This is a genomic window from Trebonia kvetii, assembly GCF_007827045.1.
Classification (GTDB): domain Bacteria; phylum Actinomycetota; class Actinomycetes; order Streptosporangiales; family Streptosporangiaceae; genus Trebonia; species Trebonia kvetii.
In genome coordinates, this window is sequence record NZ_RPFW01000007.1 from 356,315 (window position 1) to 373,055 (window position 16,741).

Below are 16,741 nucleotides of genomic sequence, written 5' to 3' on the forward strand. Positions count from 1 at the left end.
GTTCCCCAGAGATGGGCACTACCGCGCTCATCATCGCCTTCCGTCTCCTGGCATCGCGCCCTGCATGACACCGCCGCGCGCGGCGGGGGTGAGCACCCGGCCCGCACGCTCGACGAGCAACGTCATCTCGTAGGCGACAAGGCCCAGGTCGCAGGTGGATGCCGCCAGCACGGCGAGGCTTGCACCATTGCTTATCGCCATGATGACAAGCACACCGCGCTGCATTTCCACCACGGTCTGAACGACCGCGCCGCCTTCGAAGACCCGGGAAGCACCCTGGGTAAGGCTGGTCAGGCCCGATGTGACAGCAGCAAGCTGATCCGCGCGCTCCTGCGGGAAGCCGGCGGAGAACGCGAGGGGCAGCCCGTCCGAAGACACGACCACCGCATGGGCGACGTCCGGGACCCGCTCCACGAAGTTCGTGATCAACCAGCTGAGGTCCTGGACCGGGCGTCCTGGCGTGCTCACGCGCGCTCCTCTCCTCGCCCGTGCATACAGGCTCCTCCTCTAGTTCCGGTGGCTATATTCGTGGGTCTCATCCGTCTTATGACTCCTCAGTCTGGGGTCCGGCGGCACGCGCTTCGCGAACACCGCGCTGGAAGCTCGACATCCGGCTGCGAATCGCATCCGCGGAACGGGCCGGCGGTGCCTCCTCAGTGCTGTCGCCGTTGCCTACCGATCCAGGCACGAGATTAGCTCGTGGAACGCGCTTTGGCAGGCCAGCTGTGGTGTTTTCCCCGGCTTCCGGAGAAGCGACCACACGCGCGGCGCGCCATCCCTCGTCGGCGGGCGAGTTCCACGTCTGTCCCGCGGCGGCCGGAGCGTTCGAGCTCAGCGGCTTGCCGCTGCGCCTGAACCAGTCCGACTCGAGGGAGTCGAAGATCGGCAGCCGGTGGTCAGCGGTGGCGCCGGCCGTCGGCGGAATGGTCACCTGGGTGCCGTCGGAGCCACCGAGACCGGAGCCTGCGGGGCTGGACGGCGGTGACGACGGCATCGTGCCGGTGCCGGCCGATCCCCCGTCGCCGCCGAGTGCGGGCATCCGCGTGGTAGCGAACTCGCCGTCGCCGAACGTGTCGCTGCCGAAGGCTGAACCGCCGACAGGATCGCCGGCTGGGCTGCCGCTCGGCGCGCCCGGCCCGAGCGGGTGGTGCCCCGGCTGCCGCACGGGCAGCGGACCGCCCGGCGCGTTCACGGTCGGGTTCGGTCCAGAGCCGCCGGGCACCGGCGGCACGGGCGGTGCCGACGGCGCCGGCTTGGTGGTGCCGCCGGAGCCCGGGGCACCGCCGTTCGGCCCGAAGGCGCTGAAGCCGCCGTTGCCATTGCCGCTACCGTTGCCCGTGCCTGGGCCGCCGCCGAGCCGCGGGATGCGGGATGCGGTCGCCGCGGCGCCAGTGAAGCCGCTGTTTCCTGTTCCCACACTGCCGCCGCTGCCGCCGTTGCTCGGGGCACCGGGCAGGACGATGGGACCGCCTCCGCCGAAGGTGCTGCCGGGGCCGCCGGGCGCGCCTGCCGGGACAGGCGGCGCCGACAGCGACGGGGCGGGACCGTAATCGTCGGTCTCGAACTTGCGCAGGCGGCCGAGCGGCTGACCGCTCTCCGGGGCTGCGACAGACTCGGGCAGCCAGATGAGCGCGGTGAGACCGCCGGACTGCGCGTGCCGCAGCCGGACCCGGACGCCGTGCCGTGCCGCCAGGCGGCCGACCACGAACAGGCCCATGCGGCGGGACACCGCCACGTCCACGACCGGCGGGTTGTCCAGCCGCCAGTTCGCGTGCGCCATCTCCTGCTCGGAGATGCCCACGCCGTTGTCCGTGATGTCGAGCAGCACTCCGCCGCTGGACAGCGGCTGGCCCGTGACATAGACCTGGGTGTCTTCCGGCGAGAACGTGGTGGCGTTCTCCACGATTTCCGCGACGAGGTGCACCACGTCGTTGACGGCCTGGCCGACGACCTGGATGCCGGGCTGCACGTTGAGCACGACTCGCTCGTACTGCTCGATTTCCGAGATCGCGGCGCGGAGCACGTCGACGAGCGGAACCGGCTGGCTCCACCGCCGGCTCGCGGCCTCGTGGCCCGCGAGGACCAGGAGGTTTTCCGAGTTGCGGCGCATACGGGTCGCCAGGTGGTCCAGGCGGAACAGGCTGGACAGCCGGTCGGCGTCCTGCTCCGTCTGCTCCAGGTTGTCGATCAGGGACAGCTGGCGCTCGATGAGCGACTGGCTGCGGCGCGAGAGGTTGACGAACATCGCGTTCAGGTTGCCGCGAAGCATGGCTTCGTCGGCGGCCAGCCGGACCGCTTCCCTGTGTACCTGGTCGAAGGCCCGCGCCACTTCACCGATTTCGTCGGTCGAGGTGACGCCGATCGGCTCGATCTCCGCGGAGGCGTCGCCGCCCTCGCTCTCGCTCAGCCGGCGCACCATGTCAGGCAGCTTGCTGCCCGCGACCTCGAGCGCGTCGGCACGCAGCTTACGCAGCGGCCGGATCATGGACCGCGCCACGAAGGTGGTGATGAGCAGGACGAGGATCAGCAGCAGCAGCGTCGCGACGGAGACGATGAGCGCGCTGTGCAGCGAGTTCGACTCGAGCGTGTTGGCCTGGGCCGTGATGTCGCCGACGATGCCGTTGCTGACCGTGCGCATCTGCACGATCTGCTGCGTCTGGGTGGACATCCAGCAGGCGGCCGCGTCAAGGTTCGCGGCGGTACAGGTCTGCTGAGGGCCGATCTGCAGCGGTTCGCCCGAGCCAGCGGTGGCGATCGCGAGCTTCTCCGCGCTCTTCGCCTCGTCAACCGACGGGCCGGCCACGGTGTTGTTGAACGTCTGCTGCTGGGCGACGGTCGCGGCCTGGTTGAAGGCCGCGGTGTCCGCCTGCTGCTGCTCGGCCGCCTGGTTGAGGTCGGCGAGCGCGCCGGGTGTGAGGCCCGCTGGCGTGCTGGCCAGCGCCTGGTAGAGGTAGGCCCGCTGCAGCGAGGCGTCGTCCTCCATGCGCAGTTCCGCGTTGAGCACCGCGACGTCCGACCCGAGGGTGGCGTTGCCCGTGCCCGCGGCGACGTCGTTGCTGAACGTGATGAACGCCTGGATCGCGCGGTCGTAGGTGAGGATCACCTGCACCGCGGGGGACTTGGTCTTCAGTGCCGCCTGGCGGATGTACTGCAAGTCGGCGATGTTGGCGAGCACGCCGTTGCTGAGGTCGAGGACCGTCTGGGAGCGGTATCCGTCGCCGTTGACGACCGCCTGAGCGGCCGAGCTGATCTTGGCCACCGTGGCGTCGGTCGCCTGCTGGTCGTTCGTTACCTGCTTGCTGAGCGACGCGAGCGAGGCCGGCGTGGTGGCCGCCTGGCCGCCCGCGGCCACGAAGCCCGCGGTGTGGTCGCGCTCGTCGGCGAGCTGCCCGGCGCCTTGGACGACCAGGGCGTTGAGGTTCGCCAGGTTCTGCACGCGCTTGAACGACGAATAGTTGTTGACCGAGCCGACGATCTGGATCACGCCGAGGATGAGGGCGGTGACGGTCGGCACGGTGATGATCGCGATGAGCCGCCAGCGAACGCGCCAGTTGCTTATCGACATGCGGGAACCCTTACGGGGGGCGAGGCCGGAGGCAGCCGGCGCGGGGACGCGGCGGGGCTCCGATGCGGGAACGGGCAGGTTTCCGGGGGGGCTCTGGAAAGAACCGGCCCCCGGGACGCCCTGGCCCGCGCCGACGGCCAGCGGTCCGCCCTGCGGCAGGCCCCCGCCGCCGTTAAGCGGAAGGCCGGAAGCCGGCGTCTGGGGACCGCCGTTTCCGTCGGTCATCGAACGTCTACGCACTGCGCTACACACCTCGCAGCTTCAAAGGCCACCTGGACCAGCACAGGGCAACTCTTCCAGTTAGCGCTACAAAACGGGTAGGGACATATAATCATCAATCGTCAGCTCCCGACCGGGCATTCACCGGGAATCACCCTGAACTTTGGTGGATACTCACCCACTCCACCTGGTATGGGCTAGGCCGGCATGGCCCGCGAGGCTCATGGAAGGCTACCGCCGCCGGGGACCATGTGACACAAGAACTCATAAGGTGCGGCAGGGACCTTCTGACGATGCTCAGCTCTCTGGTCCGGGCCAGGTCAAGATATGGCCTACCCTTTTGCCCTCCGGCTGTCCGTGGCCGGGATCGCCTGGGGCACGGCGAGCCGTCCCCACGGCGAACTACTGCGCTAACCGCCCTCGGGCGGTATGGTAGCTGGCAACGGCTTACCGCCCTAAAGCGAGGAGATGGCGATCCTGACCTGCCCAAACTGCGGCATCGGGGTGCAGCCGGAGGACCTGATCTGCTTCCGGTGTGGCGCCAACCTGCCGCACGCCCCCTACCCAGACGACGACATCCCGTCGCCCACGGTGTCGCAGCAGTACATCCGGCCGGGCGACAGCAGGGCCATGTGCCCGAACTGCGGCACGCCCGTCCAGGACCCCGCCGACGTTGTCTGCATGCACTGCCGCCAGCCGCTGCCCGGCGCGCGGCGGCGCCCGTCCCTTGTCGTGCTGCGGATCTCGTTCCCCACCGGGAACGTCGACGTGCCAGCGGGGACCTCGGTCATCCTCGGCCGCGACCCGGCACAGTCCCTGGTCGCCGCGGCGTTCGGCCAATATGACAACGTGTCGCGGCGGCACGCGACGGTCATGGTGGACGACAGCGGCCGGGCGACGATTCGCGACGAGGGATCAACCAACGGAACCTTCGTCAACGGCGAGCGGGTGCTCCCTGGCAACGAGGTACGGCTCGTCGACGGCGACCAGATCAGGCTCGCAGCGGACGTGTCCGGCGATGTCTCGCTGCCACGCGGAGAACCTGACCCGGCAAGCCTCAGCCGCAACGGCTTCGTCTGACGCCGTTCCCAACTACTACTATCCCTGGGGTCGGGGGATCTTCCTCCGGGCGATATAGCAGGAACGGATTAGCTGGTCATGTCGTCGTCTGCCTCCGAGCCGCCATCCCGCCACGGCGGGCCAGTTCCGCCTGCCGGGATGCCCGGCCGCCGGGCGCGCCCCATCCCGGCGCTTCCCGCCGCCCCTACGAGCGGCGACGAGATCGACGGCGACACCGTCCCGAGGGCGTCAAGGCCGGCCGGCGACGCCTATCCGAGTGCGCCTGGCGGCGGTTATCAAGCACCAGGTGCCGGCGGCGCGGCCGACGATGACAGCTCCTGGTTCAGTCGCTCGACCGGCAGGCACGCCGCCAATCCCGGCCGCCAGGACGGCTACGGTCCCGGCGGTACGCCGAGCGCACCCAGCGCTCCTGGCGCGCCCGGCTCATTCGGCGGATACCAGGGCCAAGCCGGGGACTTCGGCGGACACGGCACGGCAGGCGGCTTCGGTCCGCAGGGACAGGGAAACCCGGTGTCACCGGCGCATGACGCGCCGCGTCCCGGCGGCTTCCCGCCCGGCCAGGCGGGCTTCGCCGGCGGGCCTTCCGGCTTCCAGCCGCAGACCGGCTTCGGCGGTCAGCCGGGGTTCGGCCCGCAGCCCGGAGCCGCCGCACCGCAGGGATTCGGGCCGCAGCCCGGCTTCGGCCAGCAGCAAGGATTCAGTCAGCAGCAGGGAGCCGGTTCCCCGCCTGGATTCGCGCCGCGGCCCGGGTTCGGCGCGGACGGATACGGGGCGCCCGGCGGGTACCAGCCGCAGGGCGGTGCCAACGGGCAGGGCGGTCCCAACGGACAGGGCGGCCCTAACCCATGGAACGGGCAGCCCCCTTCGTTTGGCGCGCCCGGATACCCGGGCCGTGACGGCTACGACTCGCGCGGCGGCTACGCGCCGCCCGCGCCTGGCACCTTCCCCGGCGGCCCTGGCACCTTCCCCGGCGGTTCTGGCACCGTTCCCGGCAGTTCTGGCGGCGGCATTGGCGGAGGTCCTGGCGGTCCTGGTGGAGGACCGGCAAGCCAGCAAGGCTTCGGGGCACCCGGCGGGTACCGCGCGCCGGCCGGACCGGGCAACGGGTTCGGCCCGGGCAACGGGTCCGGCCCGGGCAACGGGTTCGGCCCCGGTGCGGGTTTCGGTCCAGGCGAGGGGTTCGCGCCCAGGGACGGGTTCGGCCCCGGTGGCGGGCAGTTCGCTGGTCCAGGGCAGCAGGGCGGCTTCGCGTCGCAGCAGCCGGGCAGGTTCGGGTCACAGCAGCCAGGCGGGTTCGGCGGGCCGCAGCAGGAGCAGTTCCCGGCGGGCAGGCCTTTCTCCGGGCCCGCGTCGTTCGCGCCGGCGCCGACCGCGCCGGCACCTCAGTTCCCCGGTGGACCTGAGTATGGCGGTCCCCCGCCGTTCGACGGGCCGGGATCGTACCAAGGGCATGGTCCGGGCCAGGCGGGCTTCGGCAACGGTCCGGGCCAGGCAGGCTTCGATTCGCGATTCGGGCCCGGCGGTCCCGGTGGCCCTGGCGGTCCTGGCGGTCCTGGCGGTCCCGGCGGCCCCGGTCCTGGCGGTTCTGGCAGCGCGCTCGTGCCGGCCGGGCCAGGCTTCTCCGGCGGTCCCGGTGCCCCCGGCGGTCCAGGCATTTACGGCGGTCCCGGTGCCCCCGGCGGTCCCGGCGGTCCCGGTGCCCCCGGCGGTCCAGGCGCTTACGGCGGTCCCGGTGCCCCCGGCGGTCCCGGCGCTTACGGCGGACCCGGCGGTCCTACCAAGTCCCGCGGCAACACCGGTGCGTTCGCCCGCTTCGGGTCGCTCACCCCGGCGGCGGGCCTGGCCGCTGTCAAGCGCGCGAGCGCAGGCGGCCTGTCTACGAGGCGGAACAAGGCGCTCGTGGGCGGAGCTGGCGTGCTCGCCCTGGCGGCGATCGGCGCGGTGATCGTGGTGCCCCGGCTGGTGGGACCGACCGACCCCGGCTGCAAGGAGTACTCCGGCCCCGCGATCACCGCCTACAACAAGACGATCAACGACCTCAACGCGCAGGCCTCGCAGGCCACGCTTACCGCGGACATGACCGCGGCGATCAGCAGCCTGAACACCGCCATCGGCAAGGCGCACAGCACGACTGTCAAGGCCGCACTGACCGGCCTGCTCACCGACCTCAAGGGCGTCCAGGCGGACGTGAGCAAGGGCTCGGTACCGACGAAGACGGTGGACACGCTGAACAACGCGTCCAACTACGCCGACCAAGTTTGCTCTTAGGAGCGACCGCAGATGAGTGACCTGCCCGTCATCACCTATCACCCGGTGGCCGGTGAGTACGCCTGGACGTTCGGCGGCGCGCCTCCCGTCATGCGGATCAAGACGCCCTGCGTGCTCGACCTGTCCACCGAGGACTGCTTCGCGGGCCGGGTGACCAGCGAGGACGACCTGGTGTCGCGGCTGAACATCACCGGGCTCAACCCGCAGACCGGCCCGTTCTTTATCGAGGGTGCGGAGCCAGGCGACACCGTCGCGGTGCACTTCGTGTCGGTGACGCCGTCGCGCGACTGGGCGGCGTCGACGACGGTGCCGCTGTTCGGTGCGCTGACCGGGACCCACCTGACCGCGCTGCTCAACGAGCCGCTCGAAGAGATCATGTGGATCTGGCAGCTCGACAGGGACAAGCAGCTGTGCCGGTTCACCGCGCGCAAGTCCGACTTCATCGCCGACCTGCCGATGTCGCCGATGCACGGCACGGTGGGCGTCGCCCCGGCGGGCGGGGAGGTGCGCTCCGCGCTTGTTCCCGACGCGTTCGGCGGGAACATGGACACCCCGGAGATGCGCGCGGGCACCACCTGCTACCTCGGCGTCAACGTGCCTGGCGCGCTGCTGTCGCTCGGCGACGGGCACGCCCGCCAGGGCGAGGGCGAGACCTGCGGCGTCGCCGTCGAGTGCGCGATGAACACGGTGCTCATCGTGGACCTCATCAAGGGCAACGGCTCCGGGCTGCCCGTGACGCCGTGGCCGCGGCTCGAGAACGACGACTACATCATGTCCGCCGGCTCGGCCCGCCCCCTGGAGGACGCGTTCCGCATCGCGCAGCACGACATGGTGACCTGGGTCGCGGGGTTGTGCGGCCTCGACAAGCTGGACGCCTACCAGTTCGTCACGCAGGCCGTGGAGTCGCCGCTCGCCAACGTGTGCGACACGAACTACACCTCGATCGCGAAGATGCCGAAGCGGTACCTGCCCGGGCGCGCGTACGAGGGCATTCACGCTCACCTCAGGGAGCTCGCGGCGGGGGTGTAGGGCGGCGCACGCTCCCGTTACGGCACTCCTTGACTTGCGGGTTGCCGCCTTTGGTTGTTGGCGGGACGGTACGCACTGGGCCGGTGCGGACCATACTGTGGAGGGGTGGCATTCAACATCCCGGAACTGGCGCATGGAACCTGACCCGCTCCTGGAAAGCCTGCGCAACGCGGTGGGCGCGATGCCCGACGACGTGCCGCTACGCCTGCACCTCGCGACGATGCTGCTGCGCTCTGGCCACCGCGACGAGGCGGTGCGGCACCTCGGCGCCGTGCTGCAGCGCGAGCCGGGCAACGCCGAGGCGATGAGAATGCTCACATCGCCTGCGGGTGTCTCCGGCCCGCCCGCGTCTCCCGCGGCGAACGCCGAGGATCCGGCCGAACGGGTGCGTGGCTCCGCCTCCCCCGCCCCCGGCCCCGAGGGCGGCCCGGCGAGCCCCGGCCCCATCGAGGACGTCCCAGGGGACCGCGCTGCGGCCGATGCCGGTGCTGGCAATGCCAGCGCGGCGGACGGCAGCGTTGGCAAGGATGGGGCTGCCGAGGACGGGGCTGCCGAGGATAGGCCGGCCGGGAGACGCGACGACGCGACCGAGGGCTACGACTGGTCCCAGGCCGAGGACGAGCTGCGCGACGTGCTGCCCGCCATGTTCGTCGGGGAGGAATCGGTCTCCGCCGGCCTGGACGAGGCAAGCGCCTATGACGCCGAGCACACCGGACTGACGCTGGCCGACGTGGCCGGCCTCGACGAGGTTAAGAAGCGGCTCGAGGCCGCGTTCCTCGCCCCGATGCGCAACCCGGAGCTGCGCAAGCTCTACGGGAAGTCGCTCCGCGGCGGCCTGCTGCTCTACGGGCCGCCCGGCTGCGGCAAGACGTTCATCGCCCGCGCGGTCGCCGGTGAGCTCGGCGCCCGGTTCATCACGGTGTCGTTCGCCGACCTGATCGACATGTTCGTCGGCCGCTCCGAGCGCAACATCCACGAACTCTTCGAGGTGGCGCGGCGCAACGCGCCGTGCGTGGTGTTTCTCGACGAGGTCGACGCGATCGGGCAGAAGCGCTCCCAGCTGCGGAACACCCCGATGCGCTCGGCGGTCAACCAGCTGCTGCTCGAACTGGACGACGTTGCCTCCGACAACACCGGGGTGTTCCTGCTCGCCGCGACCAACCACCCGTGGGACGTGGACAGCGCGCTGCGCCGCCCAGGGCGGTTCGACCGCACGCTGCTGGTGCTGCCGCCCGACGGCCCGGCACGCGAGGGCGTGTTCCGCTTCCACCTGCGGGACCGGCCGGTGGCCGGGATCGACCTGGCCAGGCTGTCCCGGCTGACCGACGGGTACTCGGGCGCGGACATCGCGCACATCTGCGAGACGGCGGCGGAGTCGGCGCTGCTCGACTCGGTGCGCACCGGCGAGCCACGGCTGATCGGCCAGGCGGACCTCGAGGCGGCCGTCGCGGAGGTCAGGCCGTCGCTCGGCACCTGGTTCGAGACGGCACGGAACGTCGCGCTGTTCGCCAACGAGGGCGGCGCATACGATGATCTGGTTGCATACCTGCGCAAGCGGCGGCTGATCTGACGGTGCTGGGCTGAGCTGACGGTGCGGCAGTGGACGAAGGAGCGGCCATCCCGGAGCTAAGGCAGGAGCTGGCGCGGGCCGCCACGATGCTCGACCTCGGGCGCTATGACGAGGCCTCGGTGCTGCTCGCCCGCCTGGTCTCCGCCGAACCGGGCAGCGGCCGCGCCTGGTGCCTGTTCGCCCGGGCGCACCTGGGCGCGGACCGGTTCGCCGAGGCGGTCGAGGCCGCCAACCGGGCCGCCGCCATCGAGCCCGGCGAGGAGTGGCCGCACCGGCTCGCTTCCAACGCGCTCATGCACCTGGGCAATCACGCCGAGGCGCTGCGGGCCGCAGCGGAGTCAAGGCGGCTCGCACCCGCCTACTGGCAGACGCACGTCTGCGTCGCGCAGGCCGCGCTGGCGGCCGGCCAGCCGGCCGCCGCCGCCTCGGCTGCCGACGAGGCGCGCAGGCTGGCGCCCGATGAGCCCGACGTGCACTTCCTTTCCGGCAAGGTGGCCCTCGCCCGCGGCGACCTGGACGGCGCGCGACGGCACCAGGAGCGCGCGCTCGCGCTCGACCCGGCGCACAGCGGCGCCATGAACGAACTCGGCAGGATCCGGCTGCGCCGCCACGACACGGTCGGCGCGATCAGGCACTTCATCAGCGCGGCGCGGACCACGCCGGGCGAGCACATCTACAGCAGGAACATCGACGTGGTGATCGTCAGGTCGGTGTCACGAATGATCTACATCTTCGTGCTGATCGCGATGCTGCTGCTGTGGATACCGGCCGTGACGCACACCGGCGGGCTTCCCGTCGCCGCCGGGTTCGGCGCGCTCGCGCTCGGCACGCTGGCGTCCTTCGTGATCATGATGAGCCGGCTGCCGCGCGAGGCGCGGCTGCTCGCCCGCCGCACGGTGCTCAGCCGGCGCGTGATGGCCGCGCTCGCTGTCGCGCTCGGCGGGGCGACGATCGCCGTCGCGGCCGTCACCCTCGTCCCGCAGCAGGAACTGCCCCAGACGCTGCCGATCGCGATCGTGATCACCATCGCGGCCAGGATCGTCGCCACCGCCAGGCTCCGCGCCCCCCTCGGCCCCAACCCGCCAGGGAACCGCACCAGCCCAACGCAGCCCCTTCCCCCCACCCGCCGCCGCTTAGGCCCAGGAACCCTCCGACCCCACTGGTTCCTCGACGAGCCCTCCGCGGCCGCCTCCCGAAGATCGTTTAGCGAATTCCCTTGCTATTGCCGGCGCCATGACCCCGGCAATAGCAAGGGAATCTTCGGGGTGATCTTGGGGCGAAATTTGGGGATATCGCGGGGGGGGCGGGGGCGAATGTCGGGGGGCGGCGATAGCGTTGCCGGGAGGAGATTTCCCGGGGAGGTTACTGCCGCGATGGCGTATGAGTTCCAGGTGACGGTGGACTGCGCGGAACCGCACGTGCTTGCCGGCTGGTGGGCCGAGACGCTCGGCTGGGTGGTCGAGCCGCAGGACGAGGCGTTCATCCGGCGGATGATCGACGCCGGGCACGCCAAGGAGAGCGACACCACGGTGCACAACGGGGCGCTCGTGTGGCGGGAGGGGGCGGCGATCAGCCATCCCGAGGGCACGACGCGCGCGCCGCGGATGCTGTTCCAGCTGGTCCCCGAGGCCAAAACGGTCAAGAACCGTGTTCATCTGGACCTGCGCATCGGAACCGACGACTTGCAGCGCACCGTGGCGGACCTGGTCGTGCGCGGCGCGAAGTTCCTGCATGAGGGGCAGCAGGGGCCGCACGCCTGGGTCACGCTCGCCGACCCCGAGAGCAACGAGTTCTGTGTGTCGGGCTCGGCCGGCTGACGCTAGGTGGGGGAATTGGCGGCGGCGCCGGTCTTCAGGTTCGGGTCCCAGCGGGACAGGGTGCGATCCCAGTCGAGCGGGACGGTGAAGCCGCCGTCGCGGGCGAGTTCGGACTCCCAGTCCGCCACGGGAACCCGCCACAGGACCTCGAACTCGATGCCGCTCGGGTCCTTAGCGTATAGGGACTTCGACAGGCGGTGGTCGCTCTCTCCGACCAGGGCGCCTGCGTCCACCAGCCGCTTGCGCGTCTCCACCAGGTCGGCCAGGGTGCCGACCTCCCAGGCCAGGTGGTACAGGCCCACCTTCGGGCGACCGTCGGCGTGGCCGGTCCCGATCTCGAACAGCCCCAGGTCGTGGTCGTTGGCCGAGTCTGGTGCGCGGAGGAACGCGGCCTGGCCCGGTATCTCCATGCGCACCTGGAAACCGAGCGTCGCGGTGTAGAACTCGACCTCGCGGGCGAGGCCGTTGACGTACAGCACCGCGTGGTTCAGGCGACGGACTGCCATGATCGGACTCCTGTCGATGTGTACGCCCTGATCTGGGGTTTCAGCGTGACGTGGGGTGAGTAAACCGCATCCGTTCGGGATAATGGGTTTGTGAAGATCTTTATTTCCTTCGATAACCGTCTCGGCTCTGACCTGCGGGTTTGCCTCAGTCTAGGGCTAGGTCCCCCCTCCGGCCGGACGAGATCGGGCGAAACTCGCCCGAACGCTTGTGTCCGATGGCGGGAGGACGGGTATGATTGAGCCGGTATCACGAACGCGCAACGGAAGCACCGACTAGGGAGGCCCGTTATGGCCCCGCCGAGATCGTTCGACTGGGACCTGCTTAAACGCCTGGCCATCGAGCACCCAGACTGGGGAATCTTCCAGTACGGGAAAGCACTAGACAACGACAACGCCGAGCACGGGCGCCCGCCCGTGAACCTCTCGTCAGTCAAGACCGTCTTGTCCCGCAAGGGACCGGAGTGGGGGTACGCCCCCAAGGCGGTCGTCCGCTATGACGAGATGGCTCCGCCGCCGGGGACACTGGCCACCGAACATAAGATGCACACGCTCATGCGCTACCTGCGCGACCTGGCCGCGGCTGATCGCGGCCACGAGCCCGACACCGCCTCCGGCCGGATGCTCCGGCAGACATCCCTGACCTGGCGGGAGGAGATGATTGCCGACAGGAGGATAGTCGACCTGACTGCTGACGGACAGCCGATCGTCCGGGAGGCGCGAAGCGAGGAGCTGAGCGCCGAGGGTGAGCCGCTGAGTCTCATGGCGTGGATGATCCACGGCTGGCGAGCTGCGTGACGCAGCTCACATGGCTGATCGCCTGAGGTCGGTATGAGACTGTATCCGCCTGCGTGTATACTGCTCTTGACCTTCTAGTAGTTAGTAACTAGTAGTTAGTAATAGCCCGGCCCCCTAAGGGGCCGGGCTTATTTAATACCTCAAGTAGTACTTTAAGTACTAGCAAAACCCTTAACGGTTCTTAGTAACTTCCTAGTAATTCTCTCAGTAACTTCTGTAACTAAGGGGCGGCCTGCGGGCCGCCCTTCTTTTATGAACAGCCGTTCATCTTTTGCTCGTAAACGATCCTGAGTTTCTATTTGATTAAGGAACACAACGTCTCAAGTTCTAAGCGCCCGCTCAGGGGCGGGCTGCGATCCTGCTCAGTCGCTTGTTTCGAGCACGTGTTCTGGTATGATGACCGTCGATGCTGTGACGCGTGATGTGCGTGGTTCCACTTGTGTACGTGCTGGCCCGTGTGGTCAGATCGGCTAGTGATTTGCAAGGTTGGTTCGATGGCAAAGGCTGGGAAGACTTCGCATGACTAGCAGGACACCGCTTGCGATACCTGTCACCGCGATGGCGCATGTTTGCGCTCGCGTGGACGCGCTCTTGGGCCTGGGGGCACGGGTCGACAACGAATGGGCGTGGTACATCTGGCCGACAGCGGAGGCCGCGTGGGACCGGGAGGGAAAGCTACTCCTCATCGCCGCCGATGAGGAGTGCCTGCCGGAGGACTTCAAGTCCGTTTGCGATCTCCTGCGGGACGCGGGTTGGATGCGAGGCCACCCCGAGTATGACGACATCGGCGAACCGACCCACGACCAGCCGAATCATGTGTGGACCTGGGTACTTAGGTGCCCCTAGTTAATCGTTAAACTAACGCCCCCCGGCCGCCAGCCGGGGGGCTTTTTTTGCCCTGAGCAGACATCGGGAATCTTCTATCCCCGCTGGCCACGTGGCGATTGAGCCTGTATCATAGAACATGTGATCCAGAATTACACCGATGTAGTTCGGGGGGCCTGATGGGCTGGTCAACCCCCGACGTTTACAACCAGCCGGAGGCGTTCGGGCTAGAGATCGTGGCGACGGTCGAAGACGAGTACGCGTCGTACTCGTTCACCACCTTCGTCATCCTGCGCGACCCTGCGACCGGCGAAGTCTTCTACGCGAGTGACAGCGGGTGCTCTTGCCCGTCTCCGTTCGAGGACTACACGTCCCGCGAGTCGCTGGCCGTTGCCCGGTCAGGCCAGGAGCTTCACAACGCCCTTGACGAATGGGTGCGTGACAACACCTGGAATGACGACGCCGAGCACCGCTTCCCATCCGCGGCCGAGGCTCACGCGAAGATCGCGGACCTTCGGTTCGCCGTTCAGGGCCAGGTGGTCACCGACTCCGGAGAACTGACCGCCGGAGGCAACGACCTTCGCGCCGCCATCATGGCGGCGGCTAGGAACTCCGTTGTCCGCGCCGTCTGAGCCGCGCCGTACGCGGTCCTACTCCCAGATCTCCCAGTACGGGCAGTGCCCGCGTCAGTTCCAGCTACAGCGCATCGTCCGCGTTCCGCGGGTGCCCGCCTGGTACTTCCCTGGCGGCACGGCCGTCCACGCCACGATCGAGCGCTACCTGCGCGAGTCCCTTAAGGACGGCAATGGCTGACGACGATGACGACGACTGGGCCGGTCCCGGCTTCACCAAGCCCTACGTAGAACAGGACGACGACGAGTGAAGATCTTCCGCAAACTCCGCAAGCGCTGCAAGCACTGCCGCGAGCTGATCATGAGCGACGGTTACGGCGAGCCGGTCCACAGCGACACGAACCGCTACGCGTGCAAAGAGGGCGACACCCTTGCCGAGTGACTTCGACGTTGAGGCCGTCTTTGCGGAGGAGTTCACCAGGGCCATCGCGGAGGAGTCGGCTAAGTCCGGCTACCGGCCGGACCAATTCCAGCTCGGCGGGCGGTGGAACGACCAGGGCGAGGACTTCTGGCGGGAGAACGGGCCGCAGTGGGCGGCCAACTTCATCCACTGGTACGAGCGACAGACGGATGTGGGGGTCTGGATCGCTCCGGACGGGCGCCCGGCCATCGAGCTTGACTTGACGGCCGACTTCGGGGACGTGCCCGTCCGGGGGGTCATAGACCTCGTGCTGACCTTCGGGAAGGTTAACCCGGCACTGGTGGTGACCGACATTAAGTCGGGCTCCACGTACCCGGACAGCGCCCGGCAGCTCGCCATCGGCGCTGGCCTGATCGAGCAGAACTTCGGCATCCGTCCGCGCTACGGCGCGTTCTTCATGGCCCGCGGTACCGGCCGGACGACTAAGACGTACTTCCAGCCCGTAATTGAGATGGACGGCGCGGCTAACAGCGTGCCCTACCTCGGCGGTGAGTTCGCGTTCTTCGATCTCTCCGCTAACTCCGGGAACTACCCCGCGCACCCCGGCGACCACTGCCGCCGATGCCCGGTGGCCCATGCGTGTGTCGAGCGCGGCGGCCATGAGGCCGCACGTTACGACCCGAACTATCCGACGCCGCTAAGGCGAACCAAGTAACCCACTGATCCGGAAGGGATTGGTCTTAACGCATGTCCATTACTGAAACCTACGACTCCCCTGCCGCCCTTGAGGCGGCCGTGCTCCCCGAGCCTGAGGAGCCCCTGTCGGTGTCGTTCAAGACCCAGCGCGGGACGTTGATCAGCGTCCGCGGCCGGAACGCTCCGGAGTGGGCTGACCGGCTCGCCATGATCTCCGCGCCGATCGGCGAGGAGGGCGAATCGGTCCTCGACATGATCGCCGCGATTGACGCCACACTCGCTGGCAGCTCCGCCAGCTCGGACAGCGCCCCGTTCAACGGCGGCCAGCAGCAGCAGGAGGTCACCCCTCCCTGCCCCGACTGCGGCGGGCGCACGGAGAAGCGCGAGGGCACCAGCAAGAGCACCGGCAAGCCCTACAAGGGCTTCTTCTGCTCGGTCAACCGGGACCACAAGCCGAACTTCGTTCGCTAGCAGTTCGGGATCAGGGATAAGTCGGCCCCCGCTTCGGCGGGGGCCGCTCCCGTCTAAGGGGAAATTAATGAGGATTCTTGTTACCGGCTCCCGTGACTGGGATGACGCAGCGGCCATTGACGAAGCCATTAAGGATGCCACGCAAGGCATTTCCTGGCACAAGGTCACCATCGTAGTTGGCGATTGCCCAACGGGCGCCGACCGTCTCGCTGACCAATGGGCACTTGAGCGCGAGGTCGACGTTGAGCGCCACCGCGCCGCGTGGAACACGTATGGCCGGGCCGCTGGCCCGATCCGCAATCTCCAGATGGTCAACTGCGGGGCCGATCTCTGCCTTGCATTCATTAGGAACGGCTCTCGCGGCGCCTCCGGCTGCGCCGACTATGCGGAGGCTAAGGGGATTCTCGTTAGGAGGTTTACGGCGTAATGCCATACGTAAAGCGCAACGTCCGCGAGGTCGGTAAGTGGGATACGCCGGGTCAGGCGGAAGCGCAGTTCTCTAAGTTCGCCGAATGTCTCGATGATTCAACCCTGGCGGACCTCACTCGGATCACCATGCTTGCTAACGGTGATCGCTCCCTCATGATCCTCGAGGGCATGGCCAGCGCAGCCGAAAGAATACTAAGCGACAGGGAGTTTGAATAATGACCTACAGCGAAAAGCTCGGCGGCGAGTGGGTTCCGGCTCCCGCCGGATGGCGGGTGCGTTATGACCTTCCGGATGGCGATGTCGAGGAACTCGATGTAGTGGGCTGGCTCACCGAAGAGGACGGCGAAATTACTCCCCTCGTATGGCACGAGGCAAGTCTCGGCGTCAGGAGATGGATGGATCTTCCCGAGGCCATCTTTGATTACCAAGAGCTGCTTGGCCCCAGCCACGGGCAGGGAATTGTGGCCAATGCTTAGCC

18 protein-coding genes are annotated in these 16,741 nt (G+C 68.6%); 15 read left to right on the plus strand and 3 right to left on the minus strand.

Features of this window, described 5'->3' with window-relative positions:
- Positions 1-30 precede the first annotated feature (30 nt).
- Together EAS64_RS33575 and EAS64_RS33580 are read right to left on the minus strand one after the other, a co-directional pair.
- Positions 31-468, minus strand: a complete 438-nt coding sequence (locus tag EAS64_RS33575; protein WP_145859590.1) for a roadblock/LC7 domain-containing protein — start codon at positions 466-468, stop codon at positions 31-33.
- 76 nt (positions 469-544) lie between these two features.
- Entirely contained in the window at positions 545-3,565 is a 3,021-nt protein-coding gene (locus EAS64_RS33580; RefSeq protein ID WP_187366362.1) for a sensor histidine kinase, read from the minus strand.
- 687 nt (positions 3,566-4,252) lie between these two features.
- On the opposite strand from EAS64_RS33580, the gene EAS64_RS33585 reads away from it, so the two are divergent.
- The 5 genes from EAS64_RS33585 (at position 4,253) to EAS64_RS33615 (ending at position 11,548) form a co-directional block, all read left to right on the plus strand.
- A complete protein-coding gene (locus EAS64_RS33585) occupies positions 4,253-4,864 on the plus strand; it encodes an FHA domain-containing protein (protein WP_145859595.1) in 612 nt (203 codons plus the stop codon).
- Positions 4,865-4,942: 78 nt separating this feature from the next.
- Positions 4,943-7,132, plus strand: coding sequence for a hypothetical protein (locus EAS64_RS44060; RefSeq protein ID WP_187366363.1), 2,190 nt, complete (start codon positions 4,943-4,945; stop codon positions 7,130-7,132).
- A gap of 12 nt (positions 7,133-7,144) precedes the next feature.
- A complete protein-coding gene (locus tag EAS64_RS33605) occupies positions 7,145-8,161 on the plus strand; it encodes an acetamidase/formamidase family protein (RefSeq protein WP_145859601.1) in 1,017 nt (338 codons plus the stop codon).
- 133 nt (positions 8,162-8,294) lie between these two features.
- Entirely contained in the window at positions 8,295-9,731 is a 1,437-nt protein-coding gene (locus tag EAS64_RS33610) for an ATP-binding protein (RefSeq protein WP_145859603.1), read from the plus strand.
- Between the two features lie 29 nt (positions 9,732-9,760).
- Positions 9,761-11,548, plus strand: coding sequence for a VOC family protein (locus EAS64_RS33615; protein ID WP_145859604.1), 1,788 nt, complete (start codon positions 9,761-9,763; stop codon positions 11,546-11,548).
- 2 nt (positions 11,549-11,550) lie between these two features.
- Here the strand turns inward: EAS64_RS33615 and EAS64_RS33620 are convergent, their stop codons facing one another.
- The gene (locus EAS64_RS33620) at positions 11,551-12,054 is read right to left on the minus strand and encodes a VOC family protein (RefSeq protein WP_145859605.1); all 504 of its coding nucleotides are present in this window, start codon (positions 12,052-12,054) and stop codon (positions 11,551-11,553) included.
- A gap of 288 nt (positions 12,055-12,342) precedes the next feature.
- On the opposite strand from EAS64_RS33620, the gene EAS64_RS33625 reads away from it, so the two are divergent.
- The 10 genes from EAS64_RS33625 to EAS64_RS33665 all read left to right on the plus strand — a co-directional run bounded on the left by EAS64_RS33625 (position 12,343) and on the right by EAS64_RS33665 (position 16,739).
- Positions 12,343-12,849, plus strand: a complete 507-nt coding sequence (locus EAS64_RS33625) for a hypothetical protein (protein WP_145859607.1) — start codon at positions 12,343-12,345, stop codon at positions 12,847-12,849.
- Between the two features lie 519 nt (positions 12,850-13,368).
- A complete protein-coding gene (locus EAS64_RS33630; RefSeq protein ID WP_145859608.1) occupies positions 13,369-13,695 on the plus strand; it encodes a hypothetical protein in 327 nt (108 codons plus the stop codon).
- 158 nt (positions 13,696-13,853) lie between these two features.
- Positions 13,854-14,306: a DUF7574 domain-containing protein gene (locus EAS64_RS33635; RefSeq protein WP_145859609.1), complete on the plus strand. Its 453-nt coding sequence runs from the start codon at positions 13,854-13,856 to the stop codon at positions 14,304-14,306.
- The gene (locus tag EAS64_RS33640; RefSeq protein ID WP_145859611.1) at positions 14,290-14,487 is read left to right on the plus strand and encodes a PD-(D/E)XK nuclease family protein; all 198 of its coding nucleotides are present in this window, start codon (positions 14,290-14,292) and stop codon (positions 14,485-14,487) included. Before EAS64_RS33635 ends, EAS64_RS33640 begins: the two co-directional genes overlap by 17 nt.
- A gap of 66 nt (positions 14,488-14,553) precedes the next feature.
- Positions 14,554-14,688, plus strand: a complete 135-nt coding sequence (locus EAS64_RS46965; protein WP_281283356.1) for a hypothetical protein — start codon at positions 14,554-14,556, stop codon at positions 14,686-14,688.
- On the plus strand, positions 14,678-15,382 hold the full coding sequence (locus tag EAS64_RS33645; protein ID WP_145859612.1) for a PD-(D/E)XK nuclease family protein: 705 nt from the start codon (positions 14,678-14,680) through the stop codon (positions 15,380-15,382). Before EAS64_RS46965 ends, EAS64_RS33645 begins: the two co-directional genes overlap by 11 nt.
- A 32-nt stretch (positions 15,383-15,414) precedes the next feature.
- A complete protein-coding gene (locus EAS64_RS33650) occupies positions 15,415-15,834 on the plus strand; it encodes a hypothetical protein (RefSeq protein ID WP_145859614.1) in 420 nt (139 codons plus the stop codon).
- 67 nt (positions 15,835-15,901) lie between these two features.
- Positions 15,902-16,261, plus strand: coding sequence for an SLOG family protein (locus EAS64_RS33655; protein WP_145859616.1), 360 nt, complete (start codon positions 15,902-15,904; stop codon positions 16,259-16,261).
- Complete coding sequence (locus tag EAS64_RS33660; protein ID WP_145859618.1) at positions 16,261-16,479, plus strand: hypothetical protein; 219 nt, start codon at positions 16,261-16,263, stop codon at positions 16,477-16,479. The genes EAS64_RS33655 and EAS64_RS33660 overlap by 1 nt, the downstream gene beginning before the upstream one ends.
- Positions 16,479-16,739 carry a hypothetical protein gene (locus tag EAS64_RS33665; RefSeq protein ID WP_145859620.1) on the plus strand — a complete coding sequence of 87 codons (261 nt, stop codon included), beginning with the start codon at positions 16,479-16,481 and terminating at the stop codon, positions 16,737-16,739. Before EAS64_RS33660 ends, EAS64_RS33665 begins: the two co-directional genes overlap by 1 nt.
- Positions 16,740-16,741: the final 2 nt, after the last annotated feature.